This window comes from Curvivirga aplysinae (assembly GCF_009711445.1).
Classification (GTDB): domain Bacteria; phylum Pseudomonadota; class Alphaproteobacteria; order UBA8366; family Aestuariispiraceae; genus Curvivirga; species Curvivirga aplysinae.
The window spans coordinates 1-18029 of the sequence record NZ_SMMC01000193.1; the positions used below are offsets into that span (position 1 = coordinate 1).

The 18029-nt window shown below is 40.0% G+C and carries 13 protein-coding genes; 12 read left to right on the forward strand and 1 reads right to left on the reverse strand.

Translation table 11 applies throughout. The features are described from left to right. Positions 1 to 102 precede the first annotated feature (102 nt). The gene (locus E1160_RS17150; RefSeq protein WP_218048861.1) at positions 103 to 276 is read left to right on the forward strand and encodes an Arm DNA-binding domain-containing protein; all 174 of its coding nucleotides are present in this window, start codon (positions 103 to 105) and stop codon (positions 274 to 276) included. Beyond that, on the forward strand, positions 277 to 540 hold the full coding sequence (locus E1160_RS17155; RefSeq protein ID WP_218048862.1) for a phage integrase central domain-containing protein: 264 nt from the start codon (positions 277 to 279) through the stop codon (positions 538 to 540). It abuts the gene before it with no gap. 55 nt (positions 541 to 595) lie between these two features. On the opposite strand, the gene E1160_RS11430 is transcribed toward E1160_RS17155, so the two are convergent. Next, complete coding sequence (locus tag E1160_RS11430) at positions 596 to 1735, reverse strand: hypothetical protein (protein ID WP_155155294.1); 1140 nt, start codon at positions 1733 to 1735, stop codon at positions 596 to 598. Between the two features lie 423 nt (positions 1736 to 2158). Here E1160_RS11430 and E1160_RS11435 point away from each other — a divergent pair, with 423 nt between their 5' ends. From E1160_RS11435 to E1160_RS11480, 10 genes are all read left to right on the forward strand, one after another. Next, the gene (locus E1160_RS11435) at positions 2159 to 3676 is read left to right on the forward strand and encodes an NAD(P)H-dependent oxidoreductase (RefSeq protein WP_218048863.1); all 1518 of its coding nucleotides are present in this window, start codon (positions 2159 to 2161) and stop codon (positions 3674 to 3676) included. Beyond that, a complete protein-coding gene (locus tag E1160_RS11440) occupies positions 3673 to 3918 on the forward strand; it encodes an acyl carrier protein (protein ID WP_155155296.1) in 246 nt (81 codons plus the stop codon). The genes E1160_RS11435 and E1160_RS11440 overlap by 4 nt, the downstream gene beginning before the upstream one ends. Then, complete coding sequence (locus tag E1160_RS11445) at positions 3918 to 5579, forward strand: MBOAT family O-acyltransferase (RefSeq protein ID WP_155155297.1); 1662 nt, start codon at positions 3918 to 3920, stop codon at positions 5577 to 5579. The genes E1160_RS11440 and E1160_RS11445 overlap by 1 nt, the downstream gene beginning before the upstream one ends. A gap of 9 nt (positions 5580 to 5588) precedes the next feature. Then, complete coding sequence (locus tag E1160_RS11450; protein ID WP_155155298.1) at positions 5589 to 7055, forward strand: class I adenylate-forming enzyme family protein; 1467 nt, start codon at positions 5589 to 5591, stop codon at positions 7053 to 7055. A gap of 290 nt (positions 7056 to 7345) precedes the next feature. Next, positions 7346 to 8332: a calcium-binding protein gene (locus E1160_RS11455; RefSeq protein WP_155155299.1), complete on the forward strand. Its 987-nt coding sequence runs from the start codon at positions 7346 to 7348 to the stop codon at positions 8330 to 8332. 1303 nt (positions 8333 to 9635) lie between these two features. Beyond that, positions 9636 to 10550, forward strand: coding sequence for a GNAT family N-acetyltransferase (locus E1160_RS11460; RefSeq protein WP_155155300.1), 915 nt, complete (start codon positions 9636 to 9638; stop codon positions 10548 to 10550). Between the two features lie 33 nt (positions 10551 to 10583). Then, entirely contained in the window at positions 10584 to 12332 is a 1749-nt protein-coding gene (locus E1160_RS11465) for a hypothetical protein (protein WP_155155301.1), read from the forward strand. Then, the gene (locus E1160_RS11470; RefSeq protein ID WP_155155302.1) at positions 12316 to 14553 is read left to right on the forward strand and encodes an NHLP family bacteriocin export ABC transporter peptidase/permease/ATPase subunit; all 2238 of its coding nucleotides are present in this window, start codon (positions 12316 to 12318) and stop codon (positions 14551 to 14553) included. Before E1160_RS11465 ends, E1160_RS11470 begins: the two co-directional genes overlap by 17 nt. 8 nt (positions 14554 to 14561) lie before the next feature. Continuing rightward, on the forward strand, positions 14562 to 17474 hold the full coding sequence (locus E1160_RS11475) for an NHLP bacteriocin export ABC transporter permease/ATPase subunit (protein ID WP_155155303.1): 2913 nt from the start codon (positions 14562 to 14564) through the stop codon (positions 17472 to 17474). Then, a complete protein-coding gene (locus E1160_RS11480) occupies positions 17475 to 18011 on the forward strand; it encodes a cyclic nucleotide-binding domain-containing protein (protein WP_155155304.1) in 537 nt (178 codons plus the stop codon). It begins immediately after the preceding gene. The last annotated feature ends 18 nt before the right edge of the window (positions 18012 to 18029 follow it).

The following is an 18029-nucleotide window of genomic DNA, read 5'->3' on the forward strand; positions in this document are numbered from 1 at the left end:
TATATACTGTCTGATGCTGTCCGATGTGATCTAACCAAATCCTAGATATTTGGGGGTATGTCGGGGGGTATATTTAATGGACTAATTGGGAGTTACCCCCAGATGAAGTTAACAGACGCAAAGATCAAGGCCGCAAAACCAAAAGAGAAACCGTATAAGCTGGCTGATGGTCATGGTATGTATTTAGATATTCGCCCGAATGGTAGCAAATACTGGCGGTTAAAATATCGGATATTCAATAAAGAGAAATTGTTGTCCTTTGGTGTATATCCCTAAGTGACCTTAGCAGAAGCGCGCGAGAAACGCCGCCTTGCTCGCATATTGATTGCGGATGATATTGACCCATCCCAAGAGCGCAAAAAAGAGAAACTGCAAAAGCAAATTGATCAGGGTAATAGTTTTGAGGCGGTGGCACGTGAATGGCATGAAAACAGGAAAGATCGCTGGAACCAGCGATACGCAGCCGAAATCTTAAACCGTCTTGAGCAAGATATTTTTCCAGATTTAGGACCCATCCCCATCATGTTCGAAGCCGGCTAGTATAGTGAGCGCAGCACACATCACTCTTTGCGAACAGGTTCAACGAAACTTAAACCTAGTCGGTATCAGTGTTTTCAAACTCCTGATTAATCCACTCAAAAAAACGAGGTAGAAACTTTTCTCGACCATATTTTGTGAAATGCATCGAATCATAAAAGTCAATATCCTCGTATATGTGTTCCCTAAACGATACAAACTTAATCCCAGTGGATCTAACATCGTTATAGTAATTCTCAGTTAACATACTATTTGAAAAATATTTTTCAGGATGCGAGGTATTTTGAAGCCAACTTGATACAACCGAGTCATCTAAATAGTTCTCAGGAAGGAAGGCTGGGTTATTAACTAAAAAATGTTCAGACCATGGCATTTCGATTAGATAGAATCTCCCCCCTTTACTTTCAACATAATTTTCGGCCATCTTATAAAAATTACGCACTGGAATTGTCGGTTGATAGTTACTGATCCATCTGTCGTACTTATCTAAAATTTGGTCACTTTTACTAATAACGTTACGAATCATTTCTTTTCTGAACGCGATAGAATCTTTTAAATAATCCAATTCATATTGGGTCGGTTTAATTTTCGCTCTTTCTTGGAAACCTCTGCCAAACATTTTTGATATATCGGCTTGGGCAGATTTCATTAGTATCAGCCCTCGTTTTTTCAATTTATTAACAAAGCAATTTATTGAGAATGGTCTGTTACGCAAGGAATCGTATTCTATTGTATGAACCGCAGGAATCTTAATATTCTCACATTCTGTGTTCCCAATTTCATGTAACCTATTTGGGGAAACATGTGAAAGTACTATAGTATCTTGGTCGATATCGAAGTTGGTTAATAACAAAAGACTTTCAGCTGCTGTTTGCCTACTATAGCCAATCTCTTTAAAGTCTACATTTTGGTTATTGTAGATAGATGCATATTTGTTATTTAAATCAGTATCTTTTGGGAACCCAACCATAATTTGAGACCCCCCCATAATAATAACTTTTTTCCCCTTGCTTAAGTTTGCAGTAATTACCTTTTTTTGAACTTTCTCCTTGTCGATTAATAACCACTCATTGTCAAACATGTTACTAGCGATGTTAAATCCTGAGCCGTTCATTGACATGATGATCGTGACTATTGTAAGGAGACTAACAGCGATTGGTAGCAATCTGGGCTTTAGAAGGGATTTTCTATCTAGCATGGCTTACTCCTCGTGACTAAAAACTTGAAGGGACTTATTGTAAAATGCCAATTTTGGTTTTCCTATTGCAGTATATATTTTGGACAGGGATGCTGACAAATATAGTTTTGGGCTATTTATTTTTGGAACTTGGCGGCAGTAATTCATTGCAACTCTTTAGATATGCCGCATTTTGACCTTTCTTTGGCCGTGAACGGTTCTGTTTTTCTATATTTTTTCCTTATTACTGGATAGAAATGAGCTTAAAAAAACGAACATTTCGCATAGGAGTATCTCTGCTAAAATTATCCAAACAAATTAGCGATCGGCAAGGTAATACTCCCGTATTTTACGATCAAGTCTTTTTTTCCTTTAAAATAGCTGATGATTGCGATAAAAGTTGACGTAACCTTGATGGGGTTTATTTACAAGAAAGAATTTAGTATGCCAGTGAAAATTTTAGGAATTTCGGGTTCTCTTCGAAACGCGAGATTCGGTCGCGGTAGCACGGTCTTAGTTGAAGAAATTAAAAAAATTAAAGATGAAACTGAGCTAAAATCATACCTACAGATGCAAACGAAAATCCGGGTCGAAGATTTTATATCTGCTGGACGTGATAAAGACTTACCTTTTGATATTACTTATAAAAACCTGCAAAAAGCAAAAGGTGACAAAGGTTTATCAAACTCGGAAGCAGCCTTAGCGGCAGGTCTTTGGGGAGCACATCGTGAAGGTGTCGATATCGCACACCTAGGCTTATCGACCTACTTTCCAATGAATGGTAGCTCTAGAAACTTAGATGATCTTAAGAAGAATATTTTAGCGTCTGATGCCCTTTTAATCTCTGGGCCAGTATATTTTGGTGACCGCAGTTCGTTGGTAAATGAATTTATCGAATTTTTGAATCGAGATGCCGAACTTAAGGAATATTGCCGTGGGCGCTTATATGCTGGAATTACAGTCGGTGCAAAGCGTAACGGGGGGCAGGAAACAACACTGATCTATCAAATCATTGATATGACTAATCTAAATATGCTCGCTGTAGGGAACTCAGCTAAAACTACATCGCAGTATGGCGGTACTGTTTTGGCTGGAGATGTTGGTACAGCTTGGGCGGATGATTATGGTTTAGATACCTCCATTGGTACGGGCGCACGACTGGTGAAAGTGACGAGGACTTTAAAAGCTGGAGATAGCTATAAACTGAAATCACCCGTCAAAATTGGCGTATGGATCATGCAGGATACGCCAGAAAAAAGGGGTTTATCCTATTTTGAAGATTTTATTAAACGATCAAATATTGATGGTGTTGATTACAAACTTTTAGACTTAACACAGAAAGACATCGCTCGATGCATCGCCTGTGATTTATGCCCAACTCATCATGGGCCACGTGATGAATACGCATGTATCATTGGTAAAAAGCAGGACTATTTTGTTCAAGAACATGAAGATCTAATGGATGTGGATGCCGTATTAATTGCAGCGTATAGTCCTGTTGATAGAGCAGAAATTGAAAGCGTTTATCAAAGGTTTTTCGAACGCACACGTTATGTCCGTCGTGGTCATTATATGCTATCAGATCGCCTAGCAGCACCTTTCGTAATTTCAGAACTTAATGCTAACCAAAATTTACACATTCGTATTCTGACTTCTATGGTACGTCATCATACTATTTTGCATCATCCATTAATTGGTGTAGAGGCAAATGGTAAAATCATAAATGACGATTATTGCAAAGCTCGATTTGATGAATTTGCTGAAAATGCGGTTCGAGCGACTAAGGCCCGTCTAATTCAAGAAGATGATGCACTCGAAACTAATTACAATCCTGTAGGTTACGTAATATCACGTGAACGCAACGAAATTGATGATAAAACTGGAAAAAATGCACAATTGTTGGCCGGAAAACAAAAAGATCACTCAACTGAACGCGATTTACGTTTGGAGAAAGTAAAGTGAGCTCTGCTGTAAATTATGAGGACCGAATTCGAAAACTGTTATGTGACGAATTTGGACTTGAAGAAAATTTGGATGTAAATGAAAAGATATTCTCATCAGGTTTTTTGGATTCTATGGATGTATTAACTCTTATCGTGCTTATGGAAAAGGAATTTGCCATTAAAGTTCCTGTTTTTGAAGCATCTCTTGATATGTTTGATAGTATTACTGAAATTAATAAGTTAATCGCGAAATATCAATAATGGCAAAACAACTATTTAGCCCAAAGAGCTCTATTATCACCTTGTTCGGTATAGTGTCAGTTCTTTTGGTTTTAATTGCTTTCCCCATTCAATCTCCTGTCAGTTTAAAAGGGTTTGAAGATTTACCATCTGTAACTGATGAAGATATACAGTTACAGGGTATTTTGGTTAATGACCATGTCTTACCAAAATTACTATTTCAATTTACTTTTTTGGGGCAGGGTCAACTGACTGTTGGAGAGGAGAGCTTTAATCTAAGTAATAGATCGAAATATTGCTCAACAAATAGTCACACGGAACAAATTAATTGCAATATTGTAACGAAAATCTACGCTGATCAAACATCAATTGAGCTTTTGTTTTTAAAAGGAACAAAAATAAATAACTTTAATTGGAAAGTTGTGAAGTATAAGCAAAAAACAACGTTGTCAGCCGTCATGTCTGATAACATTATTTATACCTCTTTAGCCTTCGGTTTGCTTTTTTTACTTGCCTTCGTTTACTTTACTCAATCACATCAAGCGCTGCAGCAATGGGGCGTTATAGCAATTACCGTTTCATTTATTACAATAAATGATGCGATTTTTAGTCTAATATTGCTTATTTTTCTGTTCTCAATCTATCGAACTAATTTCTTATTATCACAAAGCAATAATCGACTTACTAAGTTATCAGCTTTTATTTTTATTTCGATCGGTTTCCTACTTCTTTTTAAGTATGGCAAAGAAGGTATATATAGCATTTTTCAAAACCCCGGACAGTTGAATTTGTTGATGCCACTCGGGGTTTCTTATTTTATCATTAGATTGATTGATACCCAGTTGCGTTGGTATCGTGGACAGTATTTAAGTATTTCGTTTAGAGAGTTTTTATTCTTTATTATATTTCCTGGTACCCTTGTAGCAGGGCCTATAGAGAACATACAAAACTTCTATAAAAACCGTATTGTTACGTTAGCGAGTTCTGATTATGCGTATGGTTTGTCACGTATAATAATCGGTTTGTTTAAGAAAATTGTTATTGCAGATGGTTTTCTATACAAGCTTATGTCTGGTGGTGCTTTTAATAGCATTCTGTTTAGCGATGGTACAAATAGCTTAGTAAATAGCTTAATTGTGGATCCGACTGGTGCTAGTGGATCACAAATTATTATTTTTGCATTAATAGGCATCATCTTTGCCTATGTAGATTTTTCATCCTATTCGGATATTGCGATCGGTTTTTCCAGGTTGCTTGGGTATAAAATCAGAGAAAATTTCAATTTTCCGATTTTGGCTGTGAATATCCGTGAATATTGGAAACGATGGCATATGTCGTTGTCAGATTGGGCGTTTCAAAATATTTTCTTTCCATTGATGATTAAAACTCGAAACTCACATATACCAGTAGTTGTAACAATGATGACTATTGGACTTTGGCATGCGTTTAATTTATCTTGGTTTTCTTGGGCAATACACCATTCTTCAGGGATTATTCTGGTTTCAATATTAGAAAAACATTTCAGAGTTAATCAAAGAATTTTATTCTTCTTAACACCGGTTAGAATACTGCTAACTCTTTCTTTTGCTTCGATGGGCTTTTTGTTCGTATATTTTAATGATTATGAAATAGCATCTACGTTGTATCTTAGCTTATGGAAAAAAATACTCCCTTTTTTATAGGTATGTCCCTTGAATACTTCTTTTAACATTGCATGCGTCATTCAAAGCTCATGGAGCCGCTCTTTAGAAGACCTAATTTTTGTTGATAATTCTATTTCATTATCTCGAAGTGAGTTTCTATTTAAAACTTCATTAGCACGAGAAGTCTTAAAACTTCATATCGGTCCTAAGGATAAAGTTCTTATATCCGGGGGGCGGGGTATAAAGTTTTTCATCGAATTATTTGCAGTTTGGTCACTTGGCGCAACTGCAGTACCTATTGCAGCAGATGCTACAGAAGACTATATCGATTTTGTTTCAAAAACTGTTTCACCTAAAGCTTATTGCGGAGATCTTTTTCTAAATGGGTTAGTTATAGATTATGATAAGGAGCCGGAGCCACAAACTGATGTTTCCTTTGAATACTATCCTGTAAACGCCGACGATGACTGTGCTATATTGTTTACTTCGGGATCAACTGGCATTCCTAAAGGAGTCCTACTTTCTCATCAGAGTATATTAGGAAATTCTAGAGGAATTCTGGAAATATTGAACTTTCAAAATGAACGTGTTTTTGTTAATACGCCTTTTCATTTCACTAGTGCTATATGCCATTTCATTGCTTGTAGTCTGTCAGGCTCATGTTTTATCGGTATCGAGAATAAATTCCTATTCAGTGATTTACCTAAAGAAATTTCAAAATATAAAATTACGTGTTTCGGAGGCGCTCCAGTCCAATTGCGTTGGATTGCAGAATATTTGTTAGCTCACGAACCACAAGATATTGAATCTCTCTCTTCATTGAAATCTGTGATATCATCAGGTGATCACCTTTCAGAAGATATTATTGAAAAGTTTAAGGCTACGCCTTTTCAAGTCAAAATTTTTACTGTGTATGGTTTAACTGAATTAGGTGGGCGTTTTTGCGTGTTGAGGCCGGAAGATATAAATAGATTCCCGGGAAGTGTCGGTAAGCCAATTGAGGGTTTATCTGTTGAAATTCACGATAGTGATACATATGAGCCTTTAGAGTCAGGTGAAAGAGGCGTTATTATCGCATCAGGTAAGTTTGTGTTTAAGGAGTATATAAACAATAGAGAAGCCACTGATAAATCGTTGAACCAGTATGGCTTTAATACAGGGGATATAGGCTATTTAAATGATATGGGATACTTATATCTAGTCGGTAGATCCGATGATGTCTTTAAAGTAAATGGACAAAAGCTGTCATCTCTGCTTATTCAACAAGAAATGATGAAACTTGATCTTTTTGATGATGTTGCGGTTACTCCGCATGTTTCTGAGTTATATGGCCAGATTCCAAAAGCATACTGTGTAATGAAGAAGGATGTAGTATTTCAGAAAGGACACATCTTACGTATGTTAAGAAAGGAACTTCCTCTGAATCATCTACCAAAAGAATTTTGTGTTGTTTCAAAAATACCTAGAACAGGTTCTGGTAAAATCCAAAAACATTTATTACAAAACATGGTGTGATGGTCATTTGAAAATTACTGTAATCACCCAGATATCTTACAGGACCTTATAGACCGCAGTATTCTTAGACTTGCCCAATAACTTCTTCCTATAAGTGAAGAACGATATTAGATAACAAAAGATACTGAGACGAACCGAATGCCCGCAGGTGACATTCGCAAGTCGTCGAATGACAAGCATTGAGCTGGTCCTGATTGTTAAGACAGTTTGGCAGCTTAGTTAAGGTGCATCCATGTTTCATGATTATGCTGCCAGTTTGATTTGTTGATCCAGAGAAGGGGGAGGATACTGTGCGGTTCTTTGTCGAGGAAGGGGTCTCTGGATCGGCCAGAGTTAACTTTGCAGAGTTCAGCACGCAGTTCCAATCGATCGAGACGGCCATAGGAACTGAGCGCAGCGACTGGCTGCACGCTGGGGGTAACGTGACGACACTCTATGGCGGCGATAACATCGACCACCTATACAGCGAGGCTGGCGTGGCCAATCTGTTGGATGGCGGGAATGGCGCTGACAATTTCTATCTGGCGGGCGGTGACGATGAGGTGGTCGGCGGCCAGGGCCAGGATGTATTGTGGCTGACTTCTGCCCAGTCTGGTGTGACTGCTAACTTCGGTACGGCGGGAAGCATCGATTTGGGGGCGGCATTTGGAATCGGAACCCAGACCACGATCACGCTTTCCAGCATAGAAGTTGTTCGGGGCAGTAACTATGACGATGTTCTCCATGCCGGTGGTGATCAGGTCAAGTTGATCGGTAACGACGGGAATGATGATCTGCATGGTAATGAACAGGACAATGACCTGAGCGGCAACTATGGAGACGATCTCCTGCTCGGATATGATGGGCCAAACACCTTTAATTGGGAAGCGGGCGATGACAGCTATGAGATTCGGTTCGGTCTGCAAAACAATGTTACGACCAAGATCGTCGATTTTGGCGGCACGGATAGCCTGCATTTGGTCAACAGTGAAGGGGTGGAGAGCTTGGAGGATGTGTGGTTTAAGAAAGGTGGTGCAAGTGGCAGCCATCTCGATATCATCTTTCGCCGGGATAACTACTATCAGACAGTGGAGGTTACATCCTATTTTGCGGATGCGACAATTGGCATCGACGAGGTGACGCTGGAGGGGATCGACAAGAAACTTAGCCGCGCCAATATCGACCTGCTGGTCTCCTATATGGCCGGACATGCTGAATTCGACATAGGCGGCGACACTGGAAATGGTAAAACTGTTCAGGACCGCATCAATGAACTCTGGATCGCACCGGCGGCGTGATAAACAGGAAATAGTGAGAAGCCCTCCCTGAAGAGAGGGCTTCTTAGATCATATAAAGTGTATTCTTTGCTCCGGTAACTTTTTGATCGTAAGGGCTATCGGATCTCCAATATGGACGGTTTTGATATGGTATTTATGGAACTTTGGGCTGAATAACCTCTACTGTTTTAAATGTTTGATCCCAGAAAATAATACCTCTTAATATAAACACTGCGCTATGGCACGGATAAGTGACACTAGCGCCAAAAAGGCGTGCGCTGTGCGTTTGGAATACAATTGAATGCTGTTTCACATCGAGCCGCTTAGATACTATAGAAATTGAGTGGTCTTGCTCCATGATCTGCGTCACCGTAATCACGATTGAAATGATTGCTGAAATTACCATTCTGTATACTGGCCCCGTTGCTTCAAATTTAGGGAAGAAGGTTTTTAGGAATCTAGGAGTTGTCTATATCGGTTAGGCAGGAGCAGACGGATGCATCTTGGAAGTCGCTGTGGAGATTTTCCGGCATTCAAAATGGGGAGGTGTCTTAGTGTACTCTCAGAAGATGGCAACTATTTTCCAGATAGGCTCTCCATAGCTATTCCGGCCATTGGTAAAAAGATGCAACTCACCCCTGAGTATAACCGCCGGCATCGAAGTAAAAAAAGGGAAAACGAAAATTCATTGAGTCCCTCTTATCCTCCGTCATGAAACATGAAAATGAATCGCTAAGGGAGAGGTGATTCCCTGTTTTTAAATTAGGGAATTGCTTTTTTATATGGGATAAAATATCTGCTTTCATTTGCTCATTCTATCTAGGTGAGCTAGCAATCCGAAGAATTCCCTGTATTTTCCCAGTTAAACAGAGACTAGTTCGGTGATGACAGTTTCCACCGCCAGATCTAGGAAATCTACTATTTTCTTTTGAAATCAACATTTTGAGAATTGTTGAGATTACCTCTTCCCAGCACGTTTATCTCGCACATTTTTTCTTGCCTTTTTATCTGCCGTCTAGAACAATTTCTCGCTTTGACTGAGTGGAGGATGTTTGCAGCTGAAACTTAGCGATAATTTTCTGAAGTTTTGCTTGAAATATTTAATCTAATATTGCTCTAGTCAACGGCCTTTTCAAAAAGGGGCAAAGGATTTTCGGGAAACTTAGAAGTAGGTTTCGTAATTGTTTGATTTTAAATAAAGCTTCCTCTTTTTATGATATATGTTATCTTTCTTACGAATTATAGGATAACAATAAATTAAACTGGTTTATGATTCTATTCTGCATAGAAATGATCCAAGTCAGTTGTAAAATCAGGGTTGAAAATGGGCGCTAAGATCGTTCTAGCTTCGGAAGATATAGAAAAGTTCAAAGTAATGACCTTTCCTGAATATCGGAGGTTATTGGATGGGTTTTGTGGCAACTCATCTTTGATTCTTGTTGCTTCAGAAAATCAAACTCATCCTGAAGGTCTTGTAGTATGCCAGATAGATCCAAGCAAAAATGTTGGGGAGATATTATCTGTATTTGTGCGAAAAGAATGCCGACAGACTGGCATTGCTCAAGAGATGTTTAAGATTTTGGAAGCAAGATTAAATGAGCTTGGCATACAATCTGTTGAACTGAAATATACTGTGAATAACCAAAAGTTGCATCCTATTGAAGAGTTTCTAGCAAAGCTTGGTTGGCCACAACCTAATTTACGTATGATGTTGTTCGATATCGCAATTGATAAATTGGTTAGCGCAAATTGGGTGCAGGATATTAAAGAGATTCAGGATGAGTATAGAATATCATATTGGCATACTGTTAGTGAAATAGAGTTAGCAACGTTGCAAACTGAATCTTGGATCCCACAAGAATTGTCACCGTCGAAACATCAATTTCAAGGATTAGATGGTAAAGCAGTTGTCCCGGAGTTGAGTTTTGTTTTGCGTCAGAATGAAGAAATTATCGGCTGGCATTTTACGCATAAAATAGATGAAGAAATAGCACGTTTCAGCGTGAGTTATATTCATCCAAAATTTCAACAAAATTTACTACTTTTGAAGTTGTGGTATTATGCGGGTATTGAAGCTCAAAAAGCAGGTTATAAAAGTGTTAGATTAGGCGCTTCTATTCGTCATAAACAGATGATGCAGTTTTGTGAACGCTATTTAGGGCCACTAGCAACAAAGGTTGACTATTCAAAAGGAGCATTCAAATTGTTGCAAACCCAAGAGGAGGCCGCATGGGTCTAACATTTTGAATGTATGACTTGGCAGTAAAAAAATATGTTTCGTAAAAAATCTCTTGATAAACTTCATGAACCAGAAAGCCTCGATCAATTACTTGTGGTCGTGACGCCGCGTTCAGTGTGGACACTTGCCTCTCTTGTTGGCGTATTGATCGTAGTTATTGCATGGGGATTATTATCCCGTATTCCGGTGACTGTTGATGGGTTTGGTATTCTAGTAAAGCCCGGTAGCATCAAGACAGTGCAAGCCCTTGGTAGTGGGACTGTTTTTTCTATTCAAGCAGATATAGGAGAGCAAGTTGGGGCTGGCGAAGTCATGGCGGTCTTAAATGATCCTGATCAAGCGCGCCAGTTAAATACAGATATTGCACGTTATCATGCGAAACAAATTTTCAATCAGGATACCTTGGAGATTTCCCGAAATAAACGTGATCTGGAAATTGCGTTGGTCAATACAACGATTAAGTCTTTGAGTGATGAAACACTTGCTATCGAAGCGTTGAGAAATAAGTTGAAAAGTCAGACCCGATCTAATGCACGGGAAGAGGCTGATAGTTTGGAACGTAATCAACAATTGTTGGATGAACTTTATCGATCTCAAAAGAAGCAACTAGATGCAATCACGGAACTTATTGAAGAGGGGGCTGCATCCGACTCCCAAAGATTACAGATGCAAGCGACGCTGACAGATACAGAAAGCCGCATTTCTGAGATGAATTTGCGTAAAAATAGTACGCAAGTTCGTCTTTTGGATACAGAGCAACAAGATATTCGTTTCTTGCAGGAGTTGACCCAACTAAATTCAAGATTACAGCAAGAATTGATCAAGCGAGAGAAAATCAATCAGGAATTTGAGATTGAAGAACATCGTAAATCAATGGAGTTGACAGAGTTAGCCGCAAATATTCGGCTGACCAAGGAGCGTCATTTTCGACTTCAATCCGTTCATAGTAATTATACAGGCCGTGTATTGGAAGTGAGTTCATCTGTTGGTGAGAATCTAAGTAGTGGTGAACGTCTAGCGATCATGCAAATTGAATCGACAAAGCCGTTCAAACGTCTCGTCATCGGAGATGATGTATCGAAAGGTACATTCTCTCTAGTTTATGATGGATTTACAACGCATGATATTCATTTCCCACCAACAGCTGAAAAAATTCAAAACGCGCTTTTGGCGCTCGGTATCTTTGATCAAGAGAATACGGTGCGTGTTGAACCAATCCGAAATTTACGTGTCTTTGATATTTATTCTACCAATAATGCGGAATATTTTCTGGAAGTGAATGATGAAGATTTGTTGACGGAAAATAATATTCCATCCTTTGCAACCGTGATGAATTTAGGCGGTGTGGTGAAGGATGAAGATCTTAAACATCTATGCTTTTTCACCATTGGGGATGGTAAGAAAGTACAAAAAGGGATGAAGATCCGGATGAGCCCATCAAATGTAGAACGCCAACGTTTTGGCAGCATCGTGGGTGAAGCCATTTCTGTTTCAGCTTATCCAGTCACATCAGAAGGTGTCTTAAGCCTAACGGGAAATAAAGATGTTGCTGCTGCCTTATTGGAAAAAGGCGGCACAATTTTGGTCACAGCCAAATTAAATAAAAACCCTGATAATCCAGAAAAATATCAGTGGACATCAAAAGGGTATGACGGGGAAATTACAGCGGGGACAACAACCAGTTGTCGTGTAACGGTGGAAGAAAGACCACCGATTACATTTGTGGTGCCGTTACTGCGTAAATGGTTGATGGGGGAAAGCAATAATGCACCTCCTGTCTAGATTACTGACGTTTGTCCTTAATATTGCATTGCAGGGAAAACAGTCTGTATTACGTGAAAACCGCACTCCATTTGTTTTACAGATGGAGGCCGTGGAATGTGGTGCTGCATCTCTTGCAATGATCTTGGGCTATTATAAGAAGTTTGTCCCATTAACCAAATTACGCTCCGACTGCGGTGTCTCGCGTGACGGTAGTAAGGCATCGAATATTCTGAAAGCAGCCCGTAAATATGGCCTTGAAGCAAAAGGCTATAGTAAGGGGATGGAAAAACTGAAGGATATGAAATTCCCATTGATCGTGTTTTGGGAATTCAATCACTTCCTTGTTGTTGAGAAAATTGGCGAAAAATATATCCATGTGAATGATCCTGCAGTTGGGCATAGAAAACTGACGCATGAGGAATTCGGTGCTGGATATACGGGTGTGGTCTTAACATTTACGCCGACTGAAGAATTTGTAGAAGAAGGTTCTCAACCTAATCCTTTGCCTTTGTTGTTAAAACGGATTGCTGGCAGTGAGAAGGCGATCGGTTTTATGATTTTGGCAGGCATTGTTGGAATTATACCGGGACTGGTGCAGGCGGTTTTCTCTAAATTCTTTATCGATTCTATTATTACTGAAGAACATTATGACTGGCTTAGGCCAATGTTGGTGGCCATGGTGGTCGTGATGATCTTCCAGTTGATTTTGCAATCCATCAGTGGGCTGTTCTCACGTCGTTTGACGATGGGACTCTCAGCAAAGCTTTATGCAGAATTTTATCAACATTTACTTAAGCTTCCGTATCATTTTTATACTCAGCGCTATGTCGGAGATGTTGTGAATCGTAGCGGGCTGAATGATATGGTCGTCTCATTGATGGCTGGGCAGATGAGCTCTACGGCCGTTGGTTTGGTGTCGATGGTGTTCTTTGGGATTATTTTGTTTTCTTATAATCCAATGATCACATCTATAGGTGTTTTATCGACAGTAATTAACTTTGCTTTGATCCGGTCCATGTCAGCCCGAAGGGTAGAAGCCAATATGCGTATTGCCAAAGAGCAAGGCAAAGTGCAGGGCGCGACCATTGCGGCCATTCAAAATATTGAATCCATTAAAGCATCCGGCATGGAAAGTACGTTTTTTGAGAAATGGGCAGGATATTTTTCTGCGTCTTCCAATGCTAGTTTGAAACTATCGATGGATAGTCGCATGTTTTCGATCTTTCCGACTTTATCATCCTCTATCGTTAGTACGATCACATTGGTGCTGGGCGGCTTGGAAGTTATCAATGGCAATATGACTATTGGTACTTTAATGGCCTTTAACCTGATTATGGGGCAATTTCTGGGCCCTATTCAGGGGGTATTAGGCTTGGTGGTTCAGATGCAGGAAATCCGGGGTAGCGTGGTGCGGCTGGAAGATGTATTGGAACATCCAACCCGCGATCAGCTTTTTGGGAATGAAGATCAAAAGCCAACCGAAGAAGAAATCAAACAACTTGAAAATCTGAATATTCGTCTGGATGGGACACTAAATATCAAAGGTTTGAACTATGGATATAGTCCGATTGAACCCGCCTTGATTGGTGATTTCAATCTGGAAATTAAACCAGGTGAACGTGTGGCCTTGGTGGGTAGCTCCGGTTGTGGTAAATCCACAATTGCCAGATTGGTCGCTGGGCTTATTCCTCCGTGGTCCGGCGATGTGGCTTTCAATGGTATTAATCGAGAACGTCTTCCATCAGAAATCTTAACAAATTCTGTTGCATTTATTGAACAAGATTTCCTTCTGTTTCCCGGCACGGTGCGGGAAAATCTTACACTTTGGGACAATACCATTGGGGATGAATGGTTGAAAGAAGCATTGGAAGATGCAGCAATCCTAGATCAGGTTCTTGCGATGCCCGGTGGTCTTGATGCAGATATTGAAGAAGGCGGTGGGAATCTGAGTGGCGGACAAAGACAGCGCTTGGAAATTGCCCGTTGCTTGGTCCGTCGGCCAACCTTCTTGATTATGGATGAAGCGACGAGTGCCTTGGATGTGGAAACCGAAGCCAAGATTATGCGTAACATTCACCGTCGTGGGTGCAGTGCATTAATCGTTGCCCATCGTCTCAGCACCATTCGAAATTGCCATAAAATTATTGTAATGCAAAAAGGTAAAGTGAAAGAAGTGGGCGATCATGAAACTCTTTATGCTGCCGATGGTGCATATGCGAAACTAGTGAAAATGCAGTAGGTCAGGCCATGAAATTAACAGGACATGATATACTGAGACTGGAAGATAAGGATAGTGGATACCTTATCAATCAAGGATCTTTAGCCCTATATTTGGTGCGACTTTCCAATGGTGAAATGGTTGGGCAACGCCATTATGTGATGACATGCCATACGGGCTCTCTTATCTGGGGTGGGACTTATCCACTGGAAGATGCAGACTTTACGATGGTCGCCGAGCCTGTGGAGGATGCAGAGCTTCAAGATGTAAGCAAGAAAACATTGGTTTCTTCGAAATCTCCCAAATATATGGAAGCCTTGGAAAGCTGGTGTGAAAAAATTGGCAGCTTTATTAGCAAGTTACAAGTTCAAGATTATTATGAGAAAACAGAACAACTTGATGAATTGGAATATAGTGATGGGCAAAAATTCCGCCCTAAAAATGCTGGATTTTATCGATTGGTTCTGGAATCAGGAAAGATTACCTTTGATAAAGAAAAGATCCTTCCAGTTGGTGCAGAAGATGGCAATCTGATCTTTTATGCGACAAATGCGTTGCATTTCATAGCTGTAGAAGATCTTAAGGGTCGTTTTGAACAGGTTGAAAAACTGAAATCCGCGGATCTAGATGGTTTGCTAAGTTTACAATCAGCGATGGTTGCCCTGTATTACCATCGCATTTTGGATCAGGAGCGCGCGGAGAGAAATCGCTTTAAGCGCCTTCAAAAAGAAATTGAACGCAACAAACGTGACGCCGTTGATAATTTAAAACTGGAAGATAAGTCCGTTTGGCAACCGCAAGAACATGATAATGATTTACAAACGGTTTTGGAGGTTGTTGGGCATTTCTCTAAACTAGATTTCAATTTAGATATTCCTGTGGATCAAAATCTGTCTGTGGATGGTCAGATTGAACGCATTTGTCGTGATTCAGGTGTACGCATGCGTCATGTACGCCTGATTGGGGAATGGTGGAAGGATGACGTTGGTAATATACTCTGTTTTGATAAGAAAACAGGGAAGCCAATGGCTTTGTTAAACCTTGCTCAATATGGTGGGTTGGTCCGACGTTATTTCTTCTTTGATCCTGAAGCCCGTGAGATGATTCCGCTTGATCTGGATATGGATTTGGAACTGAATGAGGAGGCATACTACTTCATTCGTCCAATGCCGACAGATAAGGAAGAAGCCACCAGCTTCATGAAACTGGCGAGATTTACATATAAGCCATTTACAACTGATTTTATGTTGATGTTTGCTCTCTCTTTCTTGTCAGGACTATTGGGCCTATTCACACCTATTGCGAATAGATTATTGGTGGATCAAGTTATACCGGATGCGAATAAGGATCTAATGGTTGATCTGGCAATTGGTATGAGTTGTATGTCCTTGGGCTTATTCTTCTTCTCACTATCCCAAGGCATTATTTCGCTTCGCATTCAAACTGCTATGACGGCTCAGCTGCAATCCATGATCATGGATAGATTGTTAAAACTGCCGACCCGTTTTTATCGTAATTATAGTAGTGGTGATTTGCTTAATCGATCCATGATGATTTCGGAGATTAGCGCTGGTTTCTCCGGTACGGTGATTAATGCTGGATTCTCCTTACTATCTGTTTTGATGATGTTGTTAATGTGTTTTTATTATTCTTCAAAACTTGCATTCTTGGCGCTGATTGCAGCGGTTTTAACCAGTATTATTTCGGTTTCTTTCTCTTTCGTTATTCGGAAAATCGCCTTGAAACAAGAACGTGCTAGCGGTCATTTATTTGGTTTTATGGTGCAGATGGTAAAGGGTATTTCCAAATTACAAATTGCAGGTGCGGAACCAAGAGCTTTTGCCCAATGGAGTAAGAGATACGGACAGCAATTGAAGGATAATTATAAGGTTGCTCAGTTGCAGCAATATTCTTCAATGATCAATACATTTATCCAGACTTTTAGTACGATTGCGCTGTATTATTTTGCCGGTACGATGATCAAGGAAAGCATTGATTTACGTGAACTGGATCCATTAGCGCCAAGCCTTCTGACAGTTGGTAGTTTCTTTGCTATTCAAGGTGCTTTCAGTGCCGTGGTCGGCGGCGTGGTAAATTTCTTTTCAAGTTTTATTACTATCCACCAACAAATGGCGAAACGTGAATTGGCGCGCCCTATTTTGGAAGCTGAAATTGAGTCGGGAAGCGGTAAGAAAACACCACCTCCATTGGAGGGTTTGATTGAACTTTCCCATGTGAAATTCCGGTATTCTGAAGACACACCTGTTATTTTGGATGATGTTAGTTTACGAATTTTACCGGGTGAATTTATTGCGGTCGTTGGACAATCAGGTTGCGGTAAGTCGACAATGTTTAAACTATTGCTGGGGTTTGAAACGCCTGAATCTGGTCAAATTCTTTATGATCGTAATGATACGGCAAAATTGGATATGGTTGGTATTCGCCGCCAAATCGGTGTGGTTCTTCAAGAATCTTCCGTGAGTGCTGGGACAATTTATCACAATATCATTGGTGCTTCAAAAATGAGTATGGATGAGGCATGGGAAGCAGCAGAAGATGCAGGCCTTGCGGATGATATTAAAGGTTTCCCGATGGGATTGCATACGGTTGTGCCTGAAGGTGGTGGAACTTTATCTGGTGGACAAAAACAACGTTTGATGATTGCACGTGCATTAGCACAAAATCCATCAATTGTATTTTTCGATGAAGCCACATCCGCATTGGATAATAAAACACAGAAAATTGTTACAGAAAGTTTGAGACGACGAAAGGTAACCCGTGTTGTGATTGCGCATCGACTATCAACTATTCTGGATGCAGATAAGATTATTGTGCTGGGAGAGGGCAAAATCCTAGAGCAGGGTAATTATGAAGAACTCATGAAACTGGATGGTATGTTTGCTTCTATGGCGAAGAAGCAAACCGTCACAGAGGAGACTTAAATGAAAAAAGTATTATATATCTTGGGGCTGTTGGAAGACGAAGATATTGATTGGATGGTGACTGCTGGTCATCGTGAACAATATAAACCCGGCGATGAATTGGTTCAGGAAAATGTTCAAAATGGCAATCTTTTTATTATGGCAGAGGGTACAGTAAATGTGACGATCCGCGGTAAAAAAGTTGCAGAAATCACGCAAGGCGAGGTCTTTGGTGAGATGTCTTTATTAGATTCACGCCCGCCTTCTGCGACCATTGTGGCAAGTACAGACATCCTTGTATTGAGAATTGATTTTGATGATTTGGAAGCGCGCCTGAATTCTAATCCAAAGTTTCAAGGGCGCTTTTACAAAGCGTTGGGTGTTTTCTTGGCTCAGCGTCTACGTGTATTGAATCTTAATGTCATTTCCGGCGACTCTGCTTATACTGAAGATGAAGATGAGTTTATTGATGATGAGATTGATGAACAGGTTTTGGAAAAAATCACTTTGGCGGGAACACGTTTTAAAGTGATTATTGATAAACTTAAAAACGGATAAGAAACTTTTACCGCAGAG